A 21,324-nucleotide genomic window follows, 5' to 3' on the forward strand; every position below is an offset into this window, starting at 1 on the left:
CTGCCGTCAGGTTTCCGCAAAAGCGGCCCCCATTGGAAATATATGCCGATTATTTCAGCGGTCGAGGATGTCGCCTTCTGTGGGAACGAGAATTTCGCGTTTGCCCGCATGGTTGGCTGGACCGATGATGCCTTCCTTCTCCATCCGCTCGATGAGAGAGGCGGCCCGGTTGTAGCCGATGCCCAGCCGGCGCTGGACGTAGGAGGTCGAGGCCTTGCCATCCCGCAGCACGATGGCGACGGCCTGATCGTAAGGATCTTCCGAATCCGAAAGGTGCGACGTACCGGCAGGGCCGCCGCCACCGCCGCCGTAATCGCCATCCTCGTCGTCATCGGCGGTGATCGCGTCGAGATATTGCGGCGAGCCTTGGGTCTTCAGGTAGGAGACGATCTCTTCCACCTCGACATCGGAGACGAACGGGCCGTGCACACGCTGAATGCGTCCGCCGCCCGCCATGTAGAGCATGTCGCCCATGCCAAGCAGCTGCTCGGCGCCCTGTTCGCCGAGAATGGTGCGGCTGTCGATCTTCGAGGTCACCTGGAAGGAGATGCGGGTCGGGAAGTTCGCCTTGATCGTACCGGTGATGACGTCGACCGACGGGCGCTGCGTCGCCATGATCACGTGGATGCCGGCCGCGCGCGCCATCTGCGCCAGGCGCTGGACAGCGCCTTCGATATCCTTACCGGCGACCATCATCAGGTCGGCCATTTCGTCGATGATGACGACGATATAGGGCATCGGCTTGAGGTCGAATTCTTCGGTCTCGTACATTGCCTCGCCGGTGTGGCGGTCGAAGCCGGTCTGCACCGTGCGCGAGATCGCCTCGCCCTTCGACAAGGCCTGCTCGACGCGGGTGTTGAAGCCGTCGATGTTGCGGACACCGATCTTCGACATCTTCTTGTAGCGCTCTTCCATCTCGCGCACGGTCCATTTGAGCGCGACGACGGCCTTCTTCGGATCGGTGACCACGGGCGAAAGCAGATGCGGGATGCCGTCATAGACGGAAAGTTCGAGCATTTTCGGGTCGATCATGATCAGCCGGCACTGTTCCGGCGTCATGCGGTAGAGCAGCGACAGGATCATCGTGTTGATGGCGACCGACTTGCCCGAGCCGGTGGTGCCGGCGACGAGCAGATGCGGCATCTTGGCGAGGTCGGCTATGACGGCCTCGCCGCCGATCGTCTTGCCGAGCGCCATGGCGAGCTTGGCCTTGCTGCCGTCGAAATCGCGGGAAGCGATAAGTTCGCGCAGATAAACGGTCTCGCGCGTCTGGTTCGGCAATTCGATGCCGATCGCGTTGCGGCCGGGCACGACGGCGACGCGGGCGGCGATGGCGCTCATCGAGCGGGCGATATCGTCGGCAAGACCGATGACCCGCGACGACTTGATGCCGGGCGCCGGCTCCAGTTCATAGAGCGTGACGACCGGACCGGGGCGGACATGGATGATCTCGCCCTTGACGCCGAAATCTTCGAGCACGCCTTCGAGCATGCGGGCATTCTGCTCCAGCGCATCGGCAGAAAGCGTCGAATCGCGCACGACATTCTTCGGTTCGGCAAGCAGATGCATCGAAGGAAGCTGGAAACCTTCAGGACGAATGAACGAACCCTGCGCCTCCCGCTCGACGCGGGCGCCGGGCTTCGGACGCGTAACGGCGGGAACGACGCGCGGCTCCGGCTTGCCGACGGCTTTCGCCGGCGCGCGGATCATCCAGTCGTCATCATCGTCGTCAGGCAGGATATCGGCCGGGCGCGGCGGCATGTCGGGGTCGAAAGGCAGGTCGTCGTCGTCATCCTCGTCATCGATGGAAAGCGACGGTGCCGCGACAATGCGGCGCGGCGAAGCCGCCCTTGCTCCCATCGATGGCTCCATCGACGGTTCCATCCGCTCGCCGCGCGCAGCCGGCGCCTTGGCGCGAACCGGTTCGTTCAGCGTGCCAAACTCATCATCGTTGAAATCATAGGGCGATTCGAAATCGCCCTGGCGGCGCTTGCGCGGTCCCATGCCGAGGAGGCGGCGCAGCCGTCCCTGGCTCATGTACCAGGCATGGGTCATCGCGCCGCTGAAAGCGACCCAGCGCGACTCGTCCTCCTCGTCCTCGTCGCCGACGACCCGCGCCTTGCTAGTCGTCTCGACGTAATCGTCCTCTATTTCGTCGTCCGCGTCGCTGCGGCCGACGAGGCCCGAGGCAAACAGCATCATCCAGGCGGTCGGCACCGCAAAGATGCAGCCGACAACCATGGCGAAGGTGCCGGTCGGATAGGCGCCGACGAAGAGCGCGGGAAAACGCAGGATCATATCACCGACGACGCCACCGATGCCGTTCGGGATCGGCCAGGTGAGCGGCGGCGGAAAGCAGCCGATCACGGCGCAGGACAGCACCGTACCGGCAAGCCAGGCGCCGGCACGGGCAGGAATGCGGCTGAAGCGGCGGCCCGAGATCAGCGTCAGCGCCCAGGCGACGATCGGCAGCATCGAAACGACGCTGGCAAGGCCGAGGAACTGCATGACGATATCAGCGAAGGCGGCGCCGCTGTAACCGAGGATATTCGTCGGCAGATTGGCCGTGGCATAGGAATAGCTCGGATCCGCGACGTTCCATGTCGCCAGCGCCGCGACGCAGAGCGCCAGCAGTAGAAAGATCGCAAAGCCGATGAGCGCCTGGATCTGCCGCAGCATGAATGCCGAGAAGGAGAACCGATCCGGACGGCCATCCATCGCCGGCGACGTGCTTCTTGCCATGTGTCTAACCCGTCCAATGCCTGCGCATGCGAATCACCGAAGCTTCGCCATGCCAAAATGCGTCCGCTCCACCTAATCAGAGCCGGGTTAAAGCGATGTTAACCATGCATGCCTGGACGGGCATTCCGGGCATGGAAATCAAAAAAAGCCCGAACCTGGAAAGGTTCGGGCCAAATGCGGTCTATGACAGCTTTTCCGGGTCTAACCCGGAAAAGCTCTAGATAGGCCGCGACGGGCCGTGAAGCGGCGCCCTTGTGCCGGGCGCCGCAAACGCTGCGATCAAGAGGCGTGGTAGGCGGCTTCGCCGTGGGTCGAAAGGTCGAGGCCTTCGCGCTCGGCTTCGACGCTCACGCGCAGGCCGATGACGACGTCGACGATCTTGTAGAGGATCGCCGAACCGATGCCCGACCACAGAAGCGTCGTCAGAACGCCCTTGGCCTGGGCCAAGACCTGGGTTGCCGTGCCGGCGTAGGAGGCAGCAAAATCGGCGGTGGAATAATCGACGATGCCTGCACCGCCGAGCGCCGGATTGACGAGGATACCGGTGCCGAGTGCGCCGATGATGCCGCCGACGCAATGCACGCCGAAGACGTCAAGGCTGTCATCGTAATTGAACTTGTTCTTCACGACGTCGACGAAGAAGTAGCAGACCGGCGAGACGATCAGGCCGAGAACGATCGAGCCCATAGGGCCGGCAAAACCGGCAGCCGGGGTGATGGCGACGAGACCGGCAACCGCACCGGAGGCGCCGCCGAGCATTGAAGCCTTGCCGCGGGTCAGGCTTTCGATGATGCACCAGGAGACGGCGGCAGCAGCCGTCGCGACGAAGGTGTTGATAAAGGCAAGCGAGGCGTAGCCATTGGCTTCGAGATTGGAGCCGGCATTGAAGCCGAACCAGCCAACCCAGAGCAGCGATGCGCCGACCATGGTCAGGGTCATCGAATGCGGAGCCATGATTTCCTTCTTATAGCCGGTGCGCTTGCCGAGCATGATGGCGCCGACGAGGCCGGCGATACCGGCATTGATGTGGACGACCGTGCCGCCGGCAAAGTCGATTGCGCCGTAGGAGAAGATCAGGCCGGCCGGCGAGGTGTAGGAGCTCGGACCGCCCCAGAACCAGACCATGTGCGCCATCGGGAAGTAGATGAAGGTGACCCAGAGCACGACGAAGAGCATGACGGCCGAGAACTTGATGCGCTCGGCGAATGCGCCGACGATCAGGCCGGGCGTGATGCAGGCGAAGGTCATCTGGAAGACGATGAAGGTGTATTCCGGAATGGCGACGCCCTTCGAGAAGGTTTCGGCGAGCGACGAGGTGTTGACGCCGGCGAGGAACGCCTTGGAGAAGCCGCCGACGAAGCTGTTCAGCGAGCCGCCGTCGGTGAAGGCGAGCGAATAGCCATAGGTGACCCAGAGCAGCGCCACGACGGCGGTGATCATGAACACCTGCATCAGTACGGAGAGCATGTTCTTGGCGCGCACGAGACCGCCGTAGAACAGCGCAAGGCCGGGGATGGTCATCAGCAGGACGAGTGCCGAGGAGATGAGCATCCAGGCATTGTCACCCTTGTCCATGGTGAAGGCAGGAGCGGCAGCAGCGGTGGTGGCAGCGGCGGGCGCAGCTTCCTGCGCGAAAGCGACAACCGGCGCCAGAAGCGCGGCCGACGTTGCGCAGATCAGCGCAAAGGGGGAAGAAAACTTCGAAATCGACATTGAAAAAAGCTCCTTGATCTGCCGCTTACAGCGCTTCTGAATCGGTTTCGCCCGTACGGATGCGCACGGCATGGTCGATCGAATAGACGAAAATCTTGCCGTCGCCGATCTGACCGGTCTTGGCCGACGCCGCGATGGCTTCGACCGCCCTGTCGACGAGTTCGGATGCAACGGCGATTTCGATCTTGAGCTTCGGCAGGAAGCTGACTGCATATTCGGTGCCGCGATAGATTTCGGTGTGCCCCTTCTGGCGCCCGTAGCCCTTCACCTCGGTCACGGTCAGCCCCTGAATGCCGATCGCCGTAAGAGCTTCGCGGACCTCATCGAGCTTGAACGGCTTGATAATAGCCATCACAATTTTCATCTGGTTTCCCATCCTTCGTTATCCTCGGCACGGAGCCGACTCTCCTTGCCGCTGACGTTCCTGAACAGCGACCGGCGATATACATTCAAAGGACGTGCCAGATTCGAAGCGAGATATAACTTATTGAAAAACAACAACTATAATATATGGTGCCAATAAACAGGCAAATGACCGGCAAATGACCGCCCAACAAGCGCACAAATAATGCGCAATTTTTCAAAGATGCATATTATTTATTCATTTGCCTTTTTCCGAATCAGACCTTCCTGTGCAACGGAAGCGATCAGCTCACCCGATCGGGTAAAGAGGCTGCCCCGGGTCAGCCCTCTGGCGCCCGAAGCCGACGGGCTGTCCTGCGTATAGAGCAGCCAGTCGTCGAGCTTGCACGGTCTGTGGAACCACATGGAATGATCGAGGCTCGCCACTTGCAGGCTCTGGTCGAAGATGGACGTGCCGTGGGCATAGAGCGAGGTATCAAGCAGCGTCATGTCCGAAAGATAGGCAAGAACCGCCGCCTGATAGAGCCGGTCGTCGGGAACCGGGCCGGTGGCGCGCACCCAGACATCCTGTTTGGGGGCGAGCTTCTTGTCGGAAAAATAATGTGTCAGCGAGACGGGGCGGATCTCGATCGGCCGCTCGCGCTGCCAGTATTTTCGGATCGCCTCCGGCGCATGCGTCAGGTACTGGTCCTTGATCTGCTGTTCGCCGAGCAGCGCTTCCGGCATTTCGACCTCGGGCATGGCGATCTGGTGGTCGAAGCCCGGCTCCTCCACCTGGAAGGAAGCTGACAGCGTGAAGATCGCCTTGCCGTGCTGGATGGCGACGACGCGCCGGGTATTGAAACTTGATCCGTCGCGGATCCGCTCCGCCTGGTAGATGATCGGCACCGAGGGATCGCCGGGACGCATGAAATAAGCATGCAGCGAATGGACGAAACGCTCGACCTCGATGGTGCGTTGCGCCGCCATCAACGCCTGGCCGATGACCTGGCCGCCGAAGACCCGCTGCCAGCCGGCCTGCGGGCTGCGCCCGCGGAAGATATCGACCTCGATCGGCTCCAGGTCGAGCGTCGAAAGCAGCGTCTCCATCGCCGAAGGCCCTGATGTTTCGCGCATCATTTTGTATGCCTCCCGGCGGTAGGAAGTGAAGTTGCGATGATCTATATAGGTCACATCTGGGGCACAAGGTACGGGAGCGGCGCGATGCTTGATATGCTGGTTGTGGGCGGGGGTTATGTCGGCCTTTCCGCCGCCGTCGCGGTCAAGCAGGCGGCACCTCATCTGAACGTCGCGGTCGTCGAGGCGGCCCCCGAGCATGTCTGGAAAAACGACACGCGCGCTTCGGCCGTCATTGCGGCGGCAGCGAAGATGCTCGAAATCTTCGGTATCTGGAACGAGATCGAGCCGGCAGCGCAGCCGATCACCAAGATGATCGTCACCGATTCCAAAACCTCAGATCCGGTCCGCCCGGTTTTTCTCACCTTCGACGGCGAAGTGGCCGAGGGCCGGCCTTTCGCCCACATGATCCCGAATGTGACGATGGTCGCAGCCCTGCGCGGTGTCTGCGAGCGCCTCGGTATCGACATCCGCCATGGGCTCGGCGCCACCGAGCTGAAGACCGAAGACAGTCATGTCACTATCACGCTTGCGGACGGCAGCACGTTGGAGAGCCGGCTGCTGGTGGCCTGCGACGGCGTGCGCTCGAAACTGCGCGACCTCGCCGGCATCAAGACCGTCACCTGGGGCTACGGCCAGTCCGGCATCGTTGCGACGGTCGAACATGAGCGGCCGCATGAAGGCTGCGCCGAGGAGCATTTCCTGCCGGCCGGCCCCTTCGCCATCCTGCCGCTCCGCAACAACCGCTCCTCGCTGGTCTGGACGGAGCGGACGCATGACGCCGACCGATTGATTGCCGCCGACGATCTCGTCTTCGAGGAGGAGCTCGAACGCCGCTTCGGCCACAAGCTCGGAGCGCTGAAGGTCATCGGCGACAAACGCGCCTTTCCGCTTGGCCTGACGCTCGCCCGCGCCTTCGTCGCACCGCGTTTTGCGCTGGCCGGCGACGCCGCGCATGGCATTCACCCGATTTCGGGACAGGGCCTGAATCTTGGCTTCAAGGATGTGGCGGCCCTTGCCGAAACGATCGTCGAGGCCGATCGCCTAGGCCTCGATATCGGCTCGATCAACATTCTCGAACGCTACCAGACCTGGCGGCGCTTCGACACCTTCCGTATGGGCATGACGACAGACGTGCTGAATCGGCTGTTCTCCAACGATGCAACACCGATCCGCATCGCCCGCGACATCGGTCTCGGCCTCGTCGACCGGCTGCCGCGCCTCAAATCCTTCTTCATCGGTCAGGCGGCTGGAACGACGGCAAAGGACAATCCGCGGCTGCTGGCCGGCCAAGCAATTTAAAGCCGATTTCCCGGGACGTTATTCGTCAAGGCGGCGGGCTTCGGAGACCAGCATGATCGGGATGCCGTCGCGGATCGGATAGGCAAGTCGTGCCTTTTCCGAGACAAGCTCATTGTGCTCGCGATCATAGGAAAGCCGGCCCTTGGAGAGCGGGCAGACCAGGAGATCGAGCAGCTTTGGATCGACGCGGCTGAGTTTTTCGTCCATGGCTGAAGTCTACTGCAGAACCGTGTCGGAGTCACCGAAGACGCGCGCCAGCACGATTTCGGTAATGGCGATCAGCGTTTCGGCCCGCGTCTTGAGATCGGGTGCCTCCAGCAGCGCCTGCTTTTCCGCCGGCCCGAACGGCGACATCATCGCCAGCGAATTGACGAGCGTCAGATTGCTCGCCCGCTCGACGCTCTCCCAGTCGGCTTCCAGCTTGTTGGCATCGAGATAGGCCTTGAAGGCGGTCAGAAGCGCCGCGCGGTCGACCGCCTCCTCCTCGTTCGCGGCCGAGAGATCGGCGATGAACGGAGCGATACGGAAGGTGCGGAAGGGATCGCTGGTGGTTTTCTCCTCCAGCAGCCGGAAACGGCAGACGCCGGTCAGCGAGACGATATAGCGCCCATCGCCGGTCTCGGCGAAGGAGGTGATGCGGCCGAGGCAACCCACAGCGGCAAGGTTGGGATCGCCGCCCTTGTCCTCGTGTTCGCCGAGCGCCGGCTGGACCATGCCGATCAGCCGGTTTCCCGTCAGTGCGGCATCCAGCATCGCCAGATAACGCGGCTCGAAAATGTTGAGCGGAAGCTGCCCGGCCGGCAGAAGAAGGGCACCGGTCAGGGGGAAGACGGCGATCGTATCAGGCAGATCGCCCGGCTTCAGGTATCTGGCATTCCCGACTTGCATGAAACCGTCCCGCATTCTTTTAACGGGCATGCCCGTCCTGACGAGAATGTGGTGCCCGCGCCCAAAAACGCAAGGGCAGATGCGCGAAACTTAGCGCATAACCCCGAAAATCGGAATCGACTTTCAACAGGATCGGACGCGGCTTCAAAGCGGTACAGCGCCTTGCCGCGCCCTATGGACGCCGCAGTTGCCCTAGGAGAACAGCATCGCCGAAAGCTTGCGCCGAGCCGAAACCGTCGCCGGATCCTTGAAACCCCAGACCTCGAAGAACTGAAGCAGCTGGCGGCGGGCGCCGTCATCGTCAAAGGCGCGATCCTTGCGCATGATCAGCAGCAGGTGCTCGGCCGCTTCGTCGCGCCGGCCTTCGACATTGAGGATCTTGGCAAGCTTCAGCCGCGCCTCGTGGTCGTCGGGATTGACGGCAAGATCACGTTCGAGCGCAACGGGATCGCCGAGCTTGCGGGCTTCCTCGATCTGTTCGAGCTTTTTCAGCACCGCCTGGATGCCGGGGTCTTTCGCCAGCTCTTCCGGCAGATCCGTCAGAGTTTGGCGCGCCCGCTCATGCTGGTTTGCGGCGATCATGCATTCGGCCATTCCGGCAACCGCCTTGGCATTTTCCGGATCGGCCTGCATCACCGCGGCGTAGAGCTGGGCTGCCTCATTGATATTGCCGGCGGCCAGCAATTCTGCGGCTTCGGTGAGCACGGCCTCGATCTCGGCCGCCTCGTCGGCGCCGGCCGGACCGGCGATACGGTCGATGAACTGCTGAATCTGGCTTTCCGGCACCGCGCCCATGAAGCCGTCGGCGGGGCGGCCGTTGACGAAGGCGATGACGGCGGGGATAGACTGGATGCCGAGCTGTCCGGCGATCGAGGGATGGTCGTCGATGTTCATCTTGACCAGCCGGACGCGGCCCTTGGCTTCGTTGACCACCTTCTCCAAAACAGGCGTCAGCTGTTTGCACGGCCCGCACCAGGGCGCCCAGAAATCGACCAGCACCGGCTGATTGCGCGATTCCTCGATGACGTCCTTACCGAAATTCGCGGTCGTCGTGTCGGTGATGTAGCCGCCTGCCGCAGCCGCGGTTGCCGGCTGAGCGCCGAAGCTTGTCGTCGCCGTCATCTGATTTCCGAAGGAACCGTTATAGGGGTTGTCACTGCCGCTCATAGGTATCTCCCGCCGCGCCGATCCAGCCGGCATCATTGTAGCGCTAAAATCGTATGTCAGGACGTCACTTTCAAGACAAGCGGCTTATGCCCGGTCGCTTCCATGAATCGGATAAGATCGCCGCTCGCAATTGATGTCGTCGCATCGTTGGAGAGCGGATGGCAGTTGACGATTTCCTCGCGCATCAGATCCGCATCGAGCACGAAAGTGACATTGCCCGCGGTATCGTTGATCGCCCCGAATGCCGTGACCGCGCCGGGGATGACGCCGAGATAGTCCATCAGCTTCTCCGCCCTGCCGAAGGAAACCCGGCCGGACCCGCCGATAAGAGTGTGAACCTGCTTCAGGTCGACCTCGGCATTTTCCTCCACGGTCAGCAGAAAATACCTGTCCTTCTTGTCTTTGATGAAAAGATTCTTGGTGTGGCCGCCGGGGATCTCGTCGCGCAGCGCAACCGATTCGGCCACGGTGAAAACCGGCGCGTGATCGACCGTCTTATGAGCAATGCCGAGCCCGTCGAGGAAAGCGAACAATTCTTCTCTGGTCTTGGGGGTATTTTCGGGCATCGGGCAATCCATTGCTCAGGGGGGACAAAGTCGAGGCATCTTGATTAAGTCCGTCCCCATCATTTGGCAATCTTCGCCACCGACGCTCACCCCCCGCATTTGCGGCCTTTCCGCCGGCCTGATGCGACCTTGCGAATTTTTCTTCGCCCCTTCGTCATTTCCCTGTTGCATTTGAAAAGCCGTTAGGCCATATAGCGCCCGTCGCCACGAGGCGGCGCCCACGGTCCAACAACTACCCCGGACCGATGCGGATTGAGCGGGTGTAGCTCAGGGGTAGAGCACAACCTTGCCAAGGTTGGGGTCGAGGGTTCGAATCCCTTCGCCCGCTCCAGTTTTCTCTCTTGTTCATACCGATGCCATGGGTACGGGAAGCAGCCGAGACAGGGTGACGGCGTCGTGTGCGCTGCCGCGGGCTTAGCTATCGTTTTGCAATCCCCGAGCAAATAAAATAGCCGACAGATTTACCGCTTGAAGCAATGTTCGCGATGCCATTGCAGAAAATGCACATGCGGTCGTTCGAATGCGCGCCGGGGCATTATCGCGCGGCCGGTGTTATTGATCAGGCCCCGTAGCGCGTCGGGATCATTAACGTCTCGTGAGATGAGAATCTCCATATCATCAGCCAGACCGATCAATCCTCGATCGAACATCCAATGGGCCGTGCCGGATAGGGCAATTCCGTTGCTGACGATATCGGGACCGCTCGCCTCGACCGGTCGGATATGCGCTGCATCGATTGTAATTTATTTTGGTTGATTGCTTCGTCTGTAAACTTATTGTCGAGGCAAAGTGAACACGTCTTCGGATCGAGACTCTCATGTTCAGTTCAGCCCCTTCCGCCGCCGCCGCCCCCACCCTGACGCATCGGCGCCGACATCACCCATAAAATCCTGATCGCTCCTAACATTATCTGAGGTTCTTCATGCGAATCGCCGTCGGTGGCATTCATATCGAGTGCAGCACATACAATCCCGTCCTGAACGAAGAGAAGGATTTTCGCGTTTTGCGCGGGGCAGGACTGCTGGAATCCTCTTACTTCGGCTTCCTTAAGGATTACGACGCTGAATTCCTGCCGACGATCCATGCCCGCGCCATTGCCGGCGGTCCGGTATCGCGCGCCGCCTACGAGGCCTTCAAGAGCGAATTCCTCGAGCGACTCAAACCGCTGCTGCCGCTCGACGGTCTCTATCTCGCCATGCATGGCGCCATGTATGTCGAGGGCATGGAGGATGCCGAAGGCGACTGGATCGGTGCTGCCCGCGCGCTGGTCGGCGAAGATTGCACGGTTTCGGCAAGCTACGACCTGCACGGCAACGTCACCCAGCGCATCATCGATGCGCTCGACATCTATTCCACCTACCGCACCGCGCCGCATGTCGATGTCGAGGAGACGATGCGCCGTTCGGTCGCCATGCTGGTGAAGAGCCTGAAAACAGGCGTGAGGCCGGTCGTTCTCTGGGCGCCGATCCCGGTCGTGCTGCCCGGCGAGCGCACCAGCACAGTCGATGAGCCGGCTAAAAGCCTCTACGACATGCTGCCCGGGATCGACGCGATCGACGGCGTCTGGGACGCATCCTTAATGGTCGGCTATGTCTGGGCCGACGAACCGCGCGCCACGGCCGCCGCCATCATGACCGGCACCGATCGGGCCGTGCTGGAGCGTGAAGCCAGACGCCTCGCGAAGGCTTATTGGCAGGCACGAGGAGATTTCGTCTTCGGCTGCGAGACCGGCTCGGTCGAGGAATGTGTTGCGAAAGCCATCGCAAGCCCGACCGCTCCTGTCGTGCTCGCCGAATCCGGCGACAACCCCACAGGCGGTGGCGTCGGTGACCGGGCCGACGTGCTGGCCGAGCTGATCGCCAAGGGTGCGACGGGCGTTGTTTTCGCCGGCATTGCCGACAGGGCGGCGACCGAGGACTGTTATGCCGGCGGCATCGGCGCGGCGCTCGATCTCAGCGTCGGCGCCTCGCTCGACACCAAGGGCAGCCAACCGGTCACGGCCCGCTTCACCGTGAAATTCCTGCACGAAACGTCGGACCCGGCCGACCGCCAGGCAGTGGTTTCGATCGATGGCATCGATCTTGTGCTCTCCGCAAAACGCCGGCCCTATCACAATATCGTCGATTTCACCCGGCTCGGACTTGATCCGCACGGCGCCAGGATCATCGTCGTCAAATCGGGATATCTCTCGCCCGAGCTGGCGCCGATCGCCAATCCGAACCTGATGGCGCTGTCGACAGGTGTCGTCGACCAGTTCGTCGAGCGCCTGCCACGGCTGCGCAAACAGCATCCGACCTACCCCTTCGATAAGGATTTTGTCTTCGAGCCGCAGGTCTTTCTCTCCGCGCGCTCGGCGCGCGCCTGAGCTTCGAACCATCCGACTTCCCAGGAAAGACATTCGGCCAGAAAAGACATCCGGCCAGAAGGGCGTCCCGAATGACCGAATTCACGACCCGTCCCGAAATCCTCGGCACCTTCGGTGTCGTTACCTCGACCCACTGGATCGGCTCGGCGGTCGGCATGAGCATTCTCGAAAAGGGCGGCAATGCCTTCGATGCCGCGGTGGCGACCGGATTCGTGCTGCAGATCGTCGAGCCGCATCTCTGCGGCCCGGGCGGCGACCTGCCCGCGGTGATTTATTCCAAGAAGAAGGACAAGGTCGAGGTCATCTCGGCCCAGGGGCCGGCACCCGCCGGCGCGACGATCGAGCATTATACCAGCGAAGGCCTGACGCTGATCCCCGGCGACGGCCTGCTTGCGACAGTCATCCCCGGCGCCTTCGACGGCTGGATGCTGATGCTGCGTGACTACGGCACGATGAGCGTGCGCGACGTTCTGGAACCGGCGATCTATTACGCCGAGGACGGCCATCCCCTGCTGTCGCGCGTCTCCGCGACCATCAAGGGGCTTGCGGCCTTCTTCGAAAAGGAATGGCCGACCTCCTACGCGACCTGGCTGCCCGGCGGCAGCGTCCCCGCAGCACAGGCGAATTTCAGGAATCCGGTGCTTGCCGAAACCTGGAAGCGCGTCATTGCCGAAGCCGAGGCAAAGAGCGGCCAGGAGGCACAGGTGGAGGCGGCACGCGACGCCTTCTACCGCGGCTTCATCGCCGAAAAGATCGATACCTATCTGAAGACCGCCGAAGTGATGGATGCGAGCGGCAGCCGCCATAAAGGCGTGCTGACCGCCAACGACATGGCGACCTGGTCGGCAACGATCGAGGAGCCGCTGACCTATGACTATCACGGCTGGACGATCGCCAAGACCGGTCCCTGGGGCCAGGGTCCGGTCTTCCTGCAGACCCTGTCGATCCTCAAAGGTTTCGATCTCGCCGCGATGAACCCTGATGGCGCCGATTTCGTCCATACCGTTACCGAAGCGATGAAACTCGCCTTCGCCGATCGCGAGGTCTATTATGGCGATCCCGATTTTTCCGAGGTTCCCGTCACCCATCTGCTGTCGGATGCCTATGCGAGCGAGCGCCGCAAGCTGATCGGCGCGGACGCCTCCCTTGATCTTCGCCCCGGCATCGTTCCAGGTTTCGAAACGCAGCATGATCTGACGATGACGATGCTCGGCGCTGCGTCCAAGACGGGCGCCGTCTACGAACCGACCATGGCGCATCTGGAAAAACGCGGCGACACCGTGCATATCGACGTGATCGACCGCGACGGCAACATGGTCTCCGTCACGCCATCCGGCGGTTGGCTGCAGTCTTCACCAACCGTTCCCGGCCTCGGCTTCTGCCTCAATTCCCGGGCCCAGATGTTCTGGCTGAAGCCGGAACTGCCGACCTCGCTGGCGCCGGGAAAGCGTCCGCGCACGACACTGACGCCCTCGCTGGGCCTTTACGAGGGCCGCCCGACACTGGCCTTCGGCACGCCGGGCGGCGACCAGCAGGAACAATGGCAGCTCTCCTTCTTCCTGCGCCATGTCAATCACAAGCTGAACCTGCAGGCGGCGATCGACCGGCCGCTGTTTCACACAGCCCATTTTCCGAGTTCCTTCTATCCGCGCACCCGCGAGCCGGGCAGCCTGATGGCGGAGGCGAATTTCGGCCCCGATGTGCTTGATGCGCTCGCCCGCAAGGGCCACAGGCTGACGGTTACCGATCCCTGGACCATCGGCCGGCTGACCGCAGCGCGGCGCGATGCCGACGGGCTGCTGCGCGCTGCGGCCACCCCGCGTCTCATGCAGGCCTATGCGGTCGGACGATAGCGCCGGAGCGCGCGTCGTCGGCCGCTTCCCCGGAGGGTGGAGGCAACAAGTATTACGGGAAAATAACCCGGGCCGGTGGCGCACGGCCCACCCTTTTTGCTGCACTGCTTATATGACTTCTGCTAGATATTATTTCACCAATAATTATTAACGACCACTTCCGCCCATTTGTGTTCTCTTATCCCTGCGAATCAAAAAGGTTTGATTTGCCCGGGGACGGTCGCCATGTTCAAGCATGGGGCGATGCAACAGTTGGGTAGGAGCCTATGCTGCAACGGATTGAAGACATTGATGCAGCGCTCGTCGACAGGCTGCAGCATTCGGCGTTCAAGTACTTCCTGAAATATACCAATCCCGAAAACGGCCTGGTGGCCGATACTTCGATCGGCGGCGTGCCGGCGAGCATCGCAGCCGTCGGCTTTGCCCTTTCCTCCTATCCTGTCGGTGTCGAACGTTGCTGGATCACCCGCAGGGAAGCAGCCGAACGGACGGTCAATACGCTGCGTTTCTTTGCCGAGGCGCGTCAGGGCGAGGAACGTCACGCAACGGGCCACCGCGGCTTCTTCTACCATTTCCTGCACATGGATACCGGCAATCGCGCCTGGAACAGTGAACTCTCGACCATCGACACGGCACTGCTTATCGCCGGCATCCTAACGGCAGCGCAGTATTTCGATCGCGAAGACGACGAGACGGAAACGGAAATCCGCGCGCTCGCGACCTTCATCTACGAGCGCGTCGACTGGCGCTGGGCCCTGAACAAGGGCGATACGATTGCCATGGGCTGGAAGCCCTCTTCCGGCTTCCTGCGCTGGCGCTATCACGGCTTCGACGAGGCGATCATCCTCTATGCGCTGGCGCTCGCATCGCCCACGCACCCCATCCCGCAGTCATGCTACGACGCTTTTACGTCGAGCTATTCCTGGATGATGCATGGCGAGCAGCCCTATCTCTATGCCGGTCCACTGTTCATCCACCTCTTCTCCCATGCCTGGATCGATTTCCGCGGCATTCAGGACAGACCGATGGCAGAGCGGAACTGGGACTATTTCCGCAACACCCAGGTGATGATCAACGTCCAGCGGGATTATGCCGAGCGCAATCCCGGCCAGTTCGTCGGCTATAACCGGAATATCTGGGGTTTCTCCGCCTGCGACGGTCCGCCGCCGACACGGCGCATGCGCGGCGGCCGCCAGCCGAAGGTTCTGGGTTACGCCGCCCGTGGCGCGCCACTCGGCCCGGACGACGGCACGATCGCGCCCTGGGCCGCGCTTGCCTGCCTGCCCTACGACCGGCAGGCGGCTCTCGACGGCACCAAGGCGCTGCTGACCAGCTATCCGAACCTGCTTCTGGAAGGCGGCTTTCCTGGTGGCTTCAACCCGACCGTCAAGACCAAGCGGCCGGAAGGCTGGGTCGATGACCGCACCGTCGGCATCGACCAGGGTCTCGTCGTCATGACCATCGAGAACGAGCGCTCCGACTTCATCTGGAAACTGATGCGGCAATCGCCGGCCATCCGCCTCGGGCTCGAGCGCGCCGGCTTCACCGGCGGCTGGCTCGAAGGCATCGAACCGGAAGAAGTGGTGCGCAAGTTCGGCTGAATTTAGTTTTCGAAGATATGCGCCTTGCCCGCGATATCCAAGCGAACGAGATCGCCTCGTGAGGGAAGCGCGACGCTTGAGGTCTTGATCAGGATCGGCGGCAGGGCGACACCGTCGAGCGAAACCGCAACGGTGCAGACCGCGCCGCCGAACTCCACCTCAACGACACGCCCGCCATAGCGGCGATCGCCTTCATCGGCAACGACGCGGATCTGCTCGGGCCGCAGCATGATCTCCGCCTTGCCCTGACGATTGCCTTCGACGGCGACGCGGCCGAGCGCACAATCGGCGAGGCCATTGCGGATGATGGCCGGAAGCAGCACGGCATCGCCGAGAAACAGCGCCGTCTCGCGATCCCGCGGATGCAGATACAATGATTGCGGCGACCCGGCCTGGATCAGCCGCCCCTCTCTCAGAACCGCAACCTGATCGGCAAAAGTCAGCGCCTCTTCCTGATCATGCGTGACGAGCACGGCGGTGATGCCGGCCGCCTGCAGCACGCGCGCCACTGCCTTGCGCATGTTCTCACGCAGGCCGGTATCGAGTGCCGAGAACGGTTCGTCGAGCAGCATCAGCCGCGGCTTGCGGCCGAGGGCACGCGCAAGCGCCACGCGCTGCTGCTGTCCGCCGGAAAGCTGGTGCGGACGCCGCACCAGCATGCCACGGTCGAGCTCGACCATATCGAGCAGCTCGACGATGCGCTTCTCGCGATCCGCTGCCCCCCGCTCGAAGCCGAAGCCGATATTTTCGGCGACGCTCAAGTGCGGAAACAGCGCGCCGTCTTGCGAAACGATGCCGATGCCACGCTTATGGGCCGGCACCGTCGCAGGCCCATCGGCAAGGACTTCGCCGTCGAGCGTTACCCTGCCGACATCGGGTTGCTCGAAGCCGGCAATAATGCGCAGCAGCGTCGTCTTGCCCGAACCGGACGGGCCGACGACGGCCGTGCGGCTGCCCGCCTGGACATCGAGCGAAATATCCTTCAGCGCCTGCACAGGCCCGTAGCGCTTGCTGATGTTTTCGATCGTAAGCAGCGTCATTGGCCGGCGGTCCGTTTCGATTGCGTATAGAGCATGAGGGTGAGCGGCAGCGACAGCACGACCATCATGAAGGCATATGGTGCGGCCGAGACATAGTCGATCTCGCTGGTCAGCGACCAGAATTTGGTCGCCAGCGTATCGACGCCGTTGGGCGACAGCATCAGTGTCGCCGTCAGTTCGTTGGTGATGCCGAGCGCGGCTAGCGCCACGCTGGCGGCCGCGCCTGGTGCGGCAAGCCGCATGGTGATCTGCCGCACCGCTTGGCCCGGCGTGCGGCCCAGCCCCATCGCGGCGCGCTCCAGCTCCACCGGCGCCTGGGCGATGCTGGCGCGCAGCCCGACCATGGCGCGCGGCAGGAAAAGCATCACATAAGCGACGAGCAGCGTTGCGAAGGTCTGATAGAGTGGCAGCACGAGACGCACGGTGATCGTCACCAGCGCCAGCGCCACCACGACACCCGGCAGCGAGCCGACGTAATAGTGGCAGGCTTCGAGCAGGCGCTGGAAGCGGCCGGGCGCACGCACGGAAAGCCAGGCCATCGGGGCTGCTGCAATCGTCGCCAGCACGCCGCCGACAATGGCAAGCACGATCGTCTGCAGAAAGGCGCTGCCGACCTCGATGCGCCAGATCTCGGTACCGCCGAGATAGAGCCAGCGGCCAAGCGTCACCAGCGGCACGCCGAGCGTCAGCACCGCCAGGGCGATGGGCAGCAAGATGGCTGGCAGCATGAACCAGCCGAGCCGCCGGCGGTCCGTGGGACGCGGCGAGCCGGTGCCGACGCGGGCATAACGTTCGTTACCGCGCACCAGCACCTCGAAGCCGAGCAGAAAAAGACAGCAGGCGACGAGCACGCCGCCAAGCATGTTGGAGGCAGGGCTGTTGTAGGAAGACTGGAACTGGTCGACGATCGCCGTCGCGAACGTGTCGAAGCGGATCATCACGAACAGGCCGTATTCCGACAGCAGATGCAGCCCGATCAGCAGCGAGCCGCCGCAAATGGCGAGCCGGAGCTGCGGCAGAACCGCCCGGAAGAAGACCCGCCAGGGATTAAGGCCAAGCGAGGCCGCGGCATCCTCGATCGCCGGATCGAGGCGGCGCAGGGCTGCGGCGACCGGCAGGTAGAGGAAGGGATAATAGGCGATCACCGAGATGAAGACGCCGCTCTGCAGGCCGCGCATGCCGGGGAGGAGACTGACCCAGGCATAGCTGTGCACAAAGGCGGGCACGGCGAGCGGGGCGATGGCAAGCCAGGCCCAGAGCCTGGCGAAAGGAATGTCGGTCCGCTCGGTCAGCCAGGCAAGCGTCACGGCAAGCGCGATCGACAGCGGAATGGTGATCGATTCCAGCAGGACCGTGTTGACGAGCAGTTCGCCGACGCGCGGCCGGAAAACCAGGGCCTTCACCGTTTCCCAGCCTACGTCGTAGGTGACCCAGCCGATGAAGCCGAGCGGCACCAGACTGAAGATCGCGACGATGGTGGCAAGCAGGAGCACGGAGGCGTGCGGCGCGCGCGCGCGCGGCAAACCCATACGCGTGGCCTTCGACGCGACCGGCGCCTTGTTGCCGGATGCGAGCAATCTGTTGTCCTGCAGCAAGGCCGATGCCTTCATACGCCGAAAAAGGAAGGCAACCGCTTTTGAGGAGCGGTTGCCGGATATCGTCATGCCCTAAGGTTTTCTTGAGCCAAAAGCAATAGTTTTGGCCATGGCAAGCCTGCGGCAGAAGCGTCAGATCAGCCCGGCAATCGTCATCAGCTCCACGACCTTCCTGCTGTCCAGCGTCGAAGCTTCGACTTTCGGCGCATTGAGATCGGCGAGCGGCGTCAGCTTGTCGTTGGAAGCGGCATCCTTGCCGATGGCATATTCGTAGGACGTGCCGTCCTTCAGAACCGCCTGGCCGGCCTTGCTGGTGATGAACTTCAAGAAAGCCTGGGCGTCCTTCATATGCTGGGTCGACTTCAGGATGCCGCCGCCCGAAACACTGACGAAAGCGCCCGGATCCTGGTTCTTGAAGTAATGCAGGCCGACATTCTTGCTGTTTTCACCGGTTTTGGCCTGATCGCCGAACCAGTAATAGTGATAGATGATCGCGCCTTCGACTTCGCCTGCATTGACGGCCTTCATGGCGACGCTGTTGCCCTTGTAGGGTGTCGCGTTGTCCTTGAGGCCTTTCAGCCATGCCTTGGTGGCGTCTTCACCCTTGAGCTGCAGCAGCGAGGCGACGATGGCCTGGAAGTCTGCACCGGCAGGCGCTGCACCCCAGCGGCCCTTCCAGGCCGGATCGGCGAGGTCGAGCATCGACTTCGGCAGCTTGTCTTCGGTGAGCTTGGTCTTGTCATAGGCAAAAACGGTGGTGCGGGCGGCAATACCGGTCCACATGCCGTCGGCCGGGCGGTACTGATCCGGCACCTGGTCCAACGTGTCCTTTTCGATGGGGGCGAAGAGGCCTGCGCCGTCGACCAGCGTCATCGCCGGCGAATTCTCGGTGAGGAATACGTCAGCCGGTGAGGCATCGCCTTCCTGGATGATCTGGTTGGCGAATTGCATGTCGCTGCCCTGGCGCATGGTGACCTTGATGCCGGTCTCCTTGGTGAAGGCGTCGATCCATTCGCGGCCCAGGCTTTCGTGCTGGGCATTGTAGACGACGAGACCTTCGTCCTGCGCATTGGCCCTGCCGGCGAGCGCAGTGGCGGAGAGAAACGAAGCGGCAAGCGCAAGCGCTTGGGAAAAACGGTTGAGAGCAAAGTTCATGATGGCCTCCGTGGCAATGCCGCCCGAGCTCCACAAGGGCGATGAGAGGCGTATATTTTTCCTGACTGCCTATTTCAAGTTTGGCCTGCAAGGAAAAGCCATCACAATATCTTGACTAAATATTTCATATTAAAAGGGAATAAATCTCGATCGGTCGAAAAAGCGGCATTCCGCGCATGTCGCCCGGAAGTGTGCAGCGGTTCCGGGACAACGACATGCGTCAAAAGAAGAGCTAAAGCGCGTCGCAGGAATCGAATTGCGTGCGACGCGGTTTAGGGGGTGCAGCCCTCCTTTTTCGAGCCTTTCTGCAAGCCGGCTTATTCGACGTCGAACTTGACGCCTTGGGCGAGCGGCAGCGTTCTGCCGTAATTAATCGTGTTCGTAGAGCGGCGCATATAGGCCTTCCAGGCATCCGAGCCGGATTCGCGGCCGCCGCCGGTTTCCTTCTCGCCACCGAAGGCGCCACCGATTTCGGCGCCCGACGGGCCGAGATTGACGTTGGCGATGCCGCAATCCGAGCCGCGGGCGGAGACGAAGGTTTCGGCCTCGCGCATGTCGTTGGTGAAGATCGACGACGACAGCCCCTGCGGCACCGCATTGTGCAGGGCCAGTACCGTATCGAAATCGCTGTATTTCATCACGTAGAGGATCGGCGCGAAGGTCTCGTGCTCGACCGGGCCGGTTTGCGCCGGCATTTCGACGAGCGCCGGGCGAACGTAGAAGGCATCGGTCAAACCGTTGCCGACGCGATCACCGCCGGTCACCTTGCCGCCGGCCGATGTCGCCTGGCTGAGTGCTGCCTGCATCTTCTCGAAAGCCTGGCCGTCGATCAGCGGTCCGACCAGCGTGCCTGTTTCGAGCGGATTGCCGATGGTGACGGAACCATAGGCCTTCTGGAGCCGCGGCACCAGCTGGTCGTAGACGCTCTCATGCACGAAGAGACGGCGCAGCGTCGTGCAGCGCTGGCCGGCCGTGCCCATGGCGGAGAAGGCGACGCCGCGCAGCGTCAGGTCGAGATCGGCGCTCGGGCAGACGATCGCCGCATTGTTGCCGCCGAGTTCGAGAATGCCGCGGGCAAAACGCTGCGACAGGCGCGGACCGACGGCGCGGCCCATAGCCGTTGAACCGGTGGCGGAGACGAGCGGGATTTTCGGATGGTCGACGAGGACCTCGCCGACCTCACGGCCGCCGATGATCAATGTCGATAGATTGGCCGGCGCCGTGCCGCCCTCGGCGATGAAACGCTTCAGCGCCTTTTCGAACAGCGCCTGCACGGCAAGTGCGGTCAATGGCGTCTTTTCCGAGGGCTTCCAGACGGTGGAATTGCCGCAGACCATTGCAAGTGCCGCATTCCATGACCAGACGGCGACGGGGAAGTTGAAGGCGGAGATGATGCCGACCACGCCGAGCGGATGCCAGCTTTCCATCATCCGGTGCTCGGAGCGTTCGGTGGCGATCGTCAGGCCGTAGAGCTGGCGGGACAAGCCGACGGCGAAATCGCAGATATCGATCATCTCCTGCACTTCGCCGAGACCTTCCGAGGTGATCTTGCCGACCTCGATCGAGACGAGACGGCCGAGCGCCGTCTTTGCCGCACGCAGCTCCTCACCGAGCAGGCGGACCAGCTCGCCGCGCTTCGGCGCCGGGACGGAGCGCCATTCGAGGAAGGCCTTGTGCGCCTCTTCGATTGCTGCTTTGGTCTCGGAGACGGTATGCTCCCTCAATTTACCGATTTCCTTGCCCGTCACCGGCGAGGCGACGGAAAGCGTGCCGCCGTGATAGCGGCCGGCGTCAACGCCGAGTTCGGCAAGCAGCTTGGCGGTTTCGGTGGCGAGATCGAGGACGGCGATAGTCATTG

Annotated in this window: 16 protein-coding genes, 1 tRNA gene and 1 pseudogene; 5 read left to right on the plus strand and 13 right to left on the minus strand. The window is 62.4% G+C overall.

Annotated elements, in window-relative coordinates; genetic code table 11:
• Positions 1–54: 54 nt before the first annotated feature.
• From K6N12_RS09560 to tesB, 4 genes are all read right to left on the minus strand, one after another.
• Positions 55–2,742, minus strand: a complete 2,688-nt coding sequence (locus K6N12_RS09560) for an FtsK/SpoIIIE family DNA translocase (protein ID WP_097624974.1) — start codon at positions 2,740–2,742, stop codon at positions 55–57.
• 279 nt (positions 2,743–3,021) lie between these two features.
• On the minus strand, positions 3,022–4,455 hold the full coding sequence (locus K6N12_RS09565; protein ID WP_097624975.1) for an ammonium transporter: 1,434 nt from the start codon (positions 4,453–4,455) through the stop codon (positions 3,022–3,024).
• A gap of 25 nt (positions 4,456–4,480) precedes the next feature.
• Positions 4,481–4,831 (minus strand): P-II family nitrogen regulator, encoded by a 351-nt coding sequence (locus K6N12_RS09570; protein WP_003543684.1) that lies wholly within the window; start codon positions 4,829–4,831, stop codon positions 4,481–4,483.
• A 221-nt stretch (positions 4,832–5,052) separates the two neighbouring features.
• Positions 5,053–5,937 carry an acyl-CoA thioesterase II gene (tesB, locus tag K6N12_RS09575; protein ID WP_097624976.1) on the minus strand — a complete coding sequence of 295 codons (885 nt, stop codon included), beginning with the start codon at positions 5,935–5,937 and terminating at the stop codon, positions 5,053–5,055.
• 84 nt (positions 5,938–6,021) lie between these two features.
• On the opposite strand from tesB, the gene K6N12_RS09580 reads away from it, so the two are divergent.
• Positions 6,022–7,236 (plus strand): ubiquinone biosynthesis hydroxylase, encoded by a 1,215-nt coding sequence (locus K6N12_RS09580; protein ID WP_097624977.1) that lies wholly within the window; start codon positions 6,022–6,024, stop codon positions 7,234–7,236.
• 18 nt (positions 7,237–7,254) lie between these two features.
• On the opposite strand, the gene K6N12_RS09585 is transcribed toward K6N12_RS09580, so the two are convergent.
• The 4 genes from K6N12_RS09585 to K6N12_RS09600 form a co-directional block, all read right to left on the minus strand.
• Positions 7,255–7,443, minus strand: coding sequence for a Trm112 family protein (locus K6N12_RS09585; RefSeq protein WP_003589705.1), 189 nt, complete (start codon positions 7,441–7,443; stop codon positions 7,255–7,257).
• A gap of 9 nt (positions 7,444–7,452) precedes the next feature.
• Complete coding sequence (locus K6N12_RS09590) at positions 7,453–8,139, minus strand: LON peptidase substrate-binding domain-containing protein (protein ID WP_172643304.1); 687 nt, start codon at positions 8,137–8,139, stop codon at positions 7,453–7,455.
• 177 nt (positions 8,140–8,316) lie between these two features.
• Positions 8,317–9,291: a thioredoxin gene (gene trxA / locus K6N12_RS09595; protein WP_097624978.1), complete on the minus strand. Its 975-nt coding sequence runs from the start codon at positions 9,289–9,291 to the stop codon at positions 8,317–8,319.
• A gap of 56 nt (positions 9,292–9,347) precedes the next feature.
• On the minus strand, positions 9,348–9,857 hold the full coding sequence (locus K6N12_RS09600; protein ID WP_097624979.1) for a prolyl-tRNA synthetase associated domain-containing protein: 510 nt from the start codon (positions 9,855–9,857) through the stop codon (positions 9,348–9,350).
• A gap of 256 nt (positions 9,858–10,113) precedes the next feature.
• On the opposite strand from K6N12_RS09600, the gene K6N12_RS09605 reads away from it, so the two are divergent.
• Positions 10,114–10,188 (plus strand) — tRNA-Gly (locus tag K6N12_RS09605).
• Positions 10,189–10,318: 130 nt separating this feature from the next.
• Here K6N12_RS09605 and K6N12_RS09610 read toward each other — a convergent pair.
• Positions 10,319–10,594 (minus strand): annotated as a pseudogene (locus K6N12_RS09610) (HNH endonuclease); the annotation flags it as partial.
• A gap of 185 nt (positions 10,595–10,779) precedes the next feature.
• Here K6N12_RS09610 and K6N12_RS09615 point away from each other — a divergent pair.
• From K6N12_RS09615 to K6N12_RS09625, 3 genes are all read left to right on the plus strand, one after another.
• A complete protein-coding gene (locus tag K6N12_RS09615) occupies positions 10,780–12,222 on the plus strand; it encodes a M81 family metallopeptidase (RefSeq protein ID WP_097624980.1) in 1,443 nt (480 codons plus the stop codon).
• Positions 12,223–12,293: 71 nt separating this feature from the next.
• Entirely contained in the window at positions 12,294–14,075 is a 1,782-nt protein-coding gene (locus K6N12_RS09620; protein ID WP_097624981.1) for a gamma-glutamyltransferase family protein, read from the plus strand.
• A gap of 266 nt (positions 14,076–14,341) precedes the next feature.
• Positions 14,342–15,676: a glucoamylase family protein gene (locus K6N12_RS09625; protein ID WP_097624982.1), complete on the plus strand. Its 1,335-nt coding sequence runs from the start codon at positions 14,342–14,344 to the stop codon at positions 15,674–15,676.
• A 2-nt stretch (positions 15,677–15,678) separates the two neighbouring features.
• On the opposite strand, the gene K6N12_RS09630 is transcribed toward K6N12_RS09625, so the two are convergent.
• The 4 genes from K6N12_RS09630 to amaB form a co-directional block, all read right to left on the minus strand.
• On the minus strand, positions 15,679–16,716 hold the full coding sequence (locus K6N12_RS09630) for an ABC transporter ATP-binding protein (protein ID WP_097624983.1): 1,038 nt from the start codon (positions 16,714–16,716) through the stop codon (positions 15,679–15,681).
• On the minus strand, positions 16,713–18,380 hold the full coding sequence (locus K6N12_RS09635) for an ABC transporter permease (RefSeq protein ID WP_097624984.1): 1,668 nt from the start codon (positions 18,378–18,380) through the stop codon (positions 16,713–16,715). The genes K6N12_RS09630 and K6N12_RS09635 overlap by 4 nt, the downstream gene beginning before the upstream one ends.
• 63 nt (positions 18,381–18,443) lie before the next feature.
• Positions 18,444–19,466, minus strand: a complete 1,023-nt coding sequence (locus K6N12_RS09640) for an iron ABC transporter substrate-binding protein (RefSeq protein WP_097624985.1) — start codon at positions 19,464–19,466, stop codon at positions 18,444–18,446.
• 317 nt (positions 19,467–19,783) lie between these two features.
• Positions 19,784–21,322 carry an L-piperidine-6-carboxylate dehydrogenase gene (gene amaB / locus K6N12_RS09645; RefSeq protein WP_097624986.1) on the minus strand — a complete coding sequence of 513 codons (1,539 nt, stop codon included), beginning with the start codon at positions 21,320–21,322 and terminating at the stop codon, positions 19,784–19,786.
• Positions 21,323–21,324: the final 2 nt, after the last annotated feature.

Source organism: Rhizobium redzepovicii, assembly GCF_019793435.1.
Classification (GTDB): domain Bacteria; phylum Pseudomonadota; class Alphaproteobacteria; order Rhizobiales; family Rhizobiaceae; genus Rhizobium; species Rhizobium redzepovicii.

Excerpts from the sequence above, each read along its gene's own strand:
- K6N12_RS09560 (WP_097624974.1), bottom strand. The coding sequence starts at position 2,742 with ATGGCAAGAAGCACGTCGCCGGCGATGGATGGCCGTCCGGATCGGTTC.
- K6N12_RS09565 (WP_097624975.1), bottom strand. The coding sequence starts at position 4,455 with ATGTCGATTTCGAAGTTTTCTTCCCCCTTTGCGCTGATCTGCGCAACG.
- K6N12_RS09570 (WP_003543684.1), bottom strand. The coding sequence starts at position 4,831 with ATGGGAAACCAGATGAAAATTGTGATGGCTATTATCAAGCCGTTCAAG.
- tesB (WP_097624976.1), bottom strand. The coding sequence starts at position 5,937 with ATGATGCGCGAAACATCAGGGCCTTCGGCGATGGAGACGCTGCTTTCG.
- K6N12_RS09580 (WP_097624977.1), top strand. The coding sequence starts at position 6,022 with ATGCTTGATATGCTGGTTGTGGGCGGGGGTTATGTCGGCCTTTCCGCC.
- K6N12_RS09585 (WP_003589705.1), bottom strand. The coding sequence starts at position 7,443 with ATGGACGAAAAACTCAGCCGCGTCGATCCAAAGCTGCTCGATCTCCTG.
- K6N12_RS09590 (WP_172643304.1), bottom strand. The coding sequence starts at position 8,139 with ATGCGGGACGGTTTCATGCAAGTCGGGAATGCCAGATACCTGAAGCCG.
- trxA (WP_097624978.1), bottom strand. The coding sequence starts at position 9,291 with ATGAGCGGCAGTGACAACCCCTATAACGGTTCCTTCGGAAATCAGATG.
- K6N12_RS09600 (WP_097624979.1), bottom strand. The coding sequence starts at position 9,857 with ATGCCCGAAAATACCCCCAAGACCAGAGAAGAATTGTTCGCTTTCCTC.
- K6N12_RS09615 (WP_097624980.1), top strand. The coding sequence starts at position 10,780 with ATGCGAATCGCCGTCGGTGGCATTCATATCGAGTGCAGCACATACAAT.
- K6N12_RS09620 (WP_097624981.1), top strand. The coding sequence starts at position 12,294 with ATGACCGAATTCACGACCCGTCCCGAAATCCTCGGCACCTTCGGTGTC.
- K6N12_RS09625 (WP_097624982.1), top strand. The coding sequence starts at position 14,342 with ATGCTGCAACGGATTGAAGACATTGATGCAGCGCTCGTCGACAGGCTG.
- K6N12_RS09630 (WP_097624983.1), bottom strand. The coding sequence starts at position 16,716 with ATGACGCTGCTTACGATCGAAAACATCAGCAAGCGCTACGGGCCTGTG.
- K6N12_RS09635 (WP_097624984.1), bottom strand. The coding sequence starts at position 18,380 with ATGACGATATCCGGCAACCGCTCCTCAAAAGCGGTTGCCTTCCTTTTT.
- K6N12_RS09640 (WP_097624985.1), bottom strand. The coding sequence starts at position 19,466 with ATGAACTTTGCTCTCAACCGTTTTTCCCAAGCGCTTGCGCTTGCCGCT.
- amaB (WP_097624986.1), bottom strand. The coding sequence starts at position 21,322 with ATGACTATCGCCGTCCTCGATCTCGCCACCGAAACCGCCAAGCTGCTT.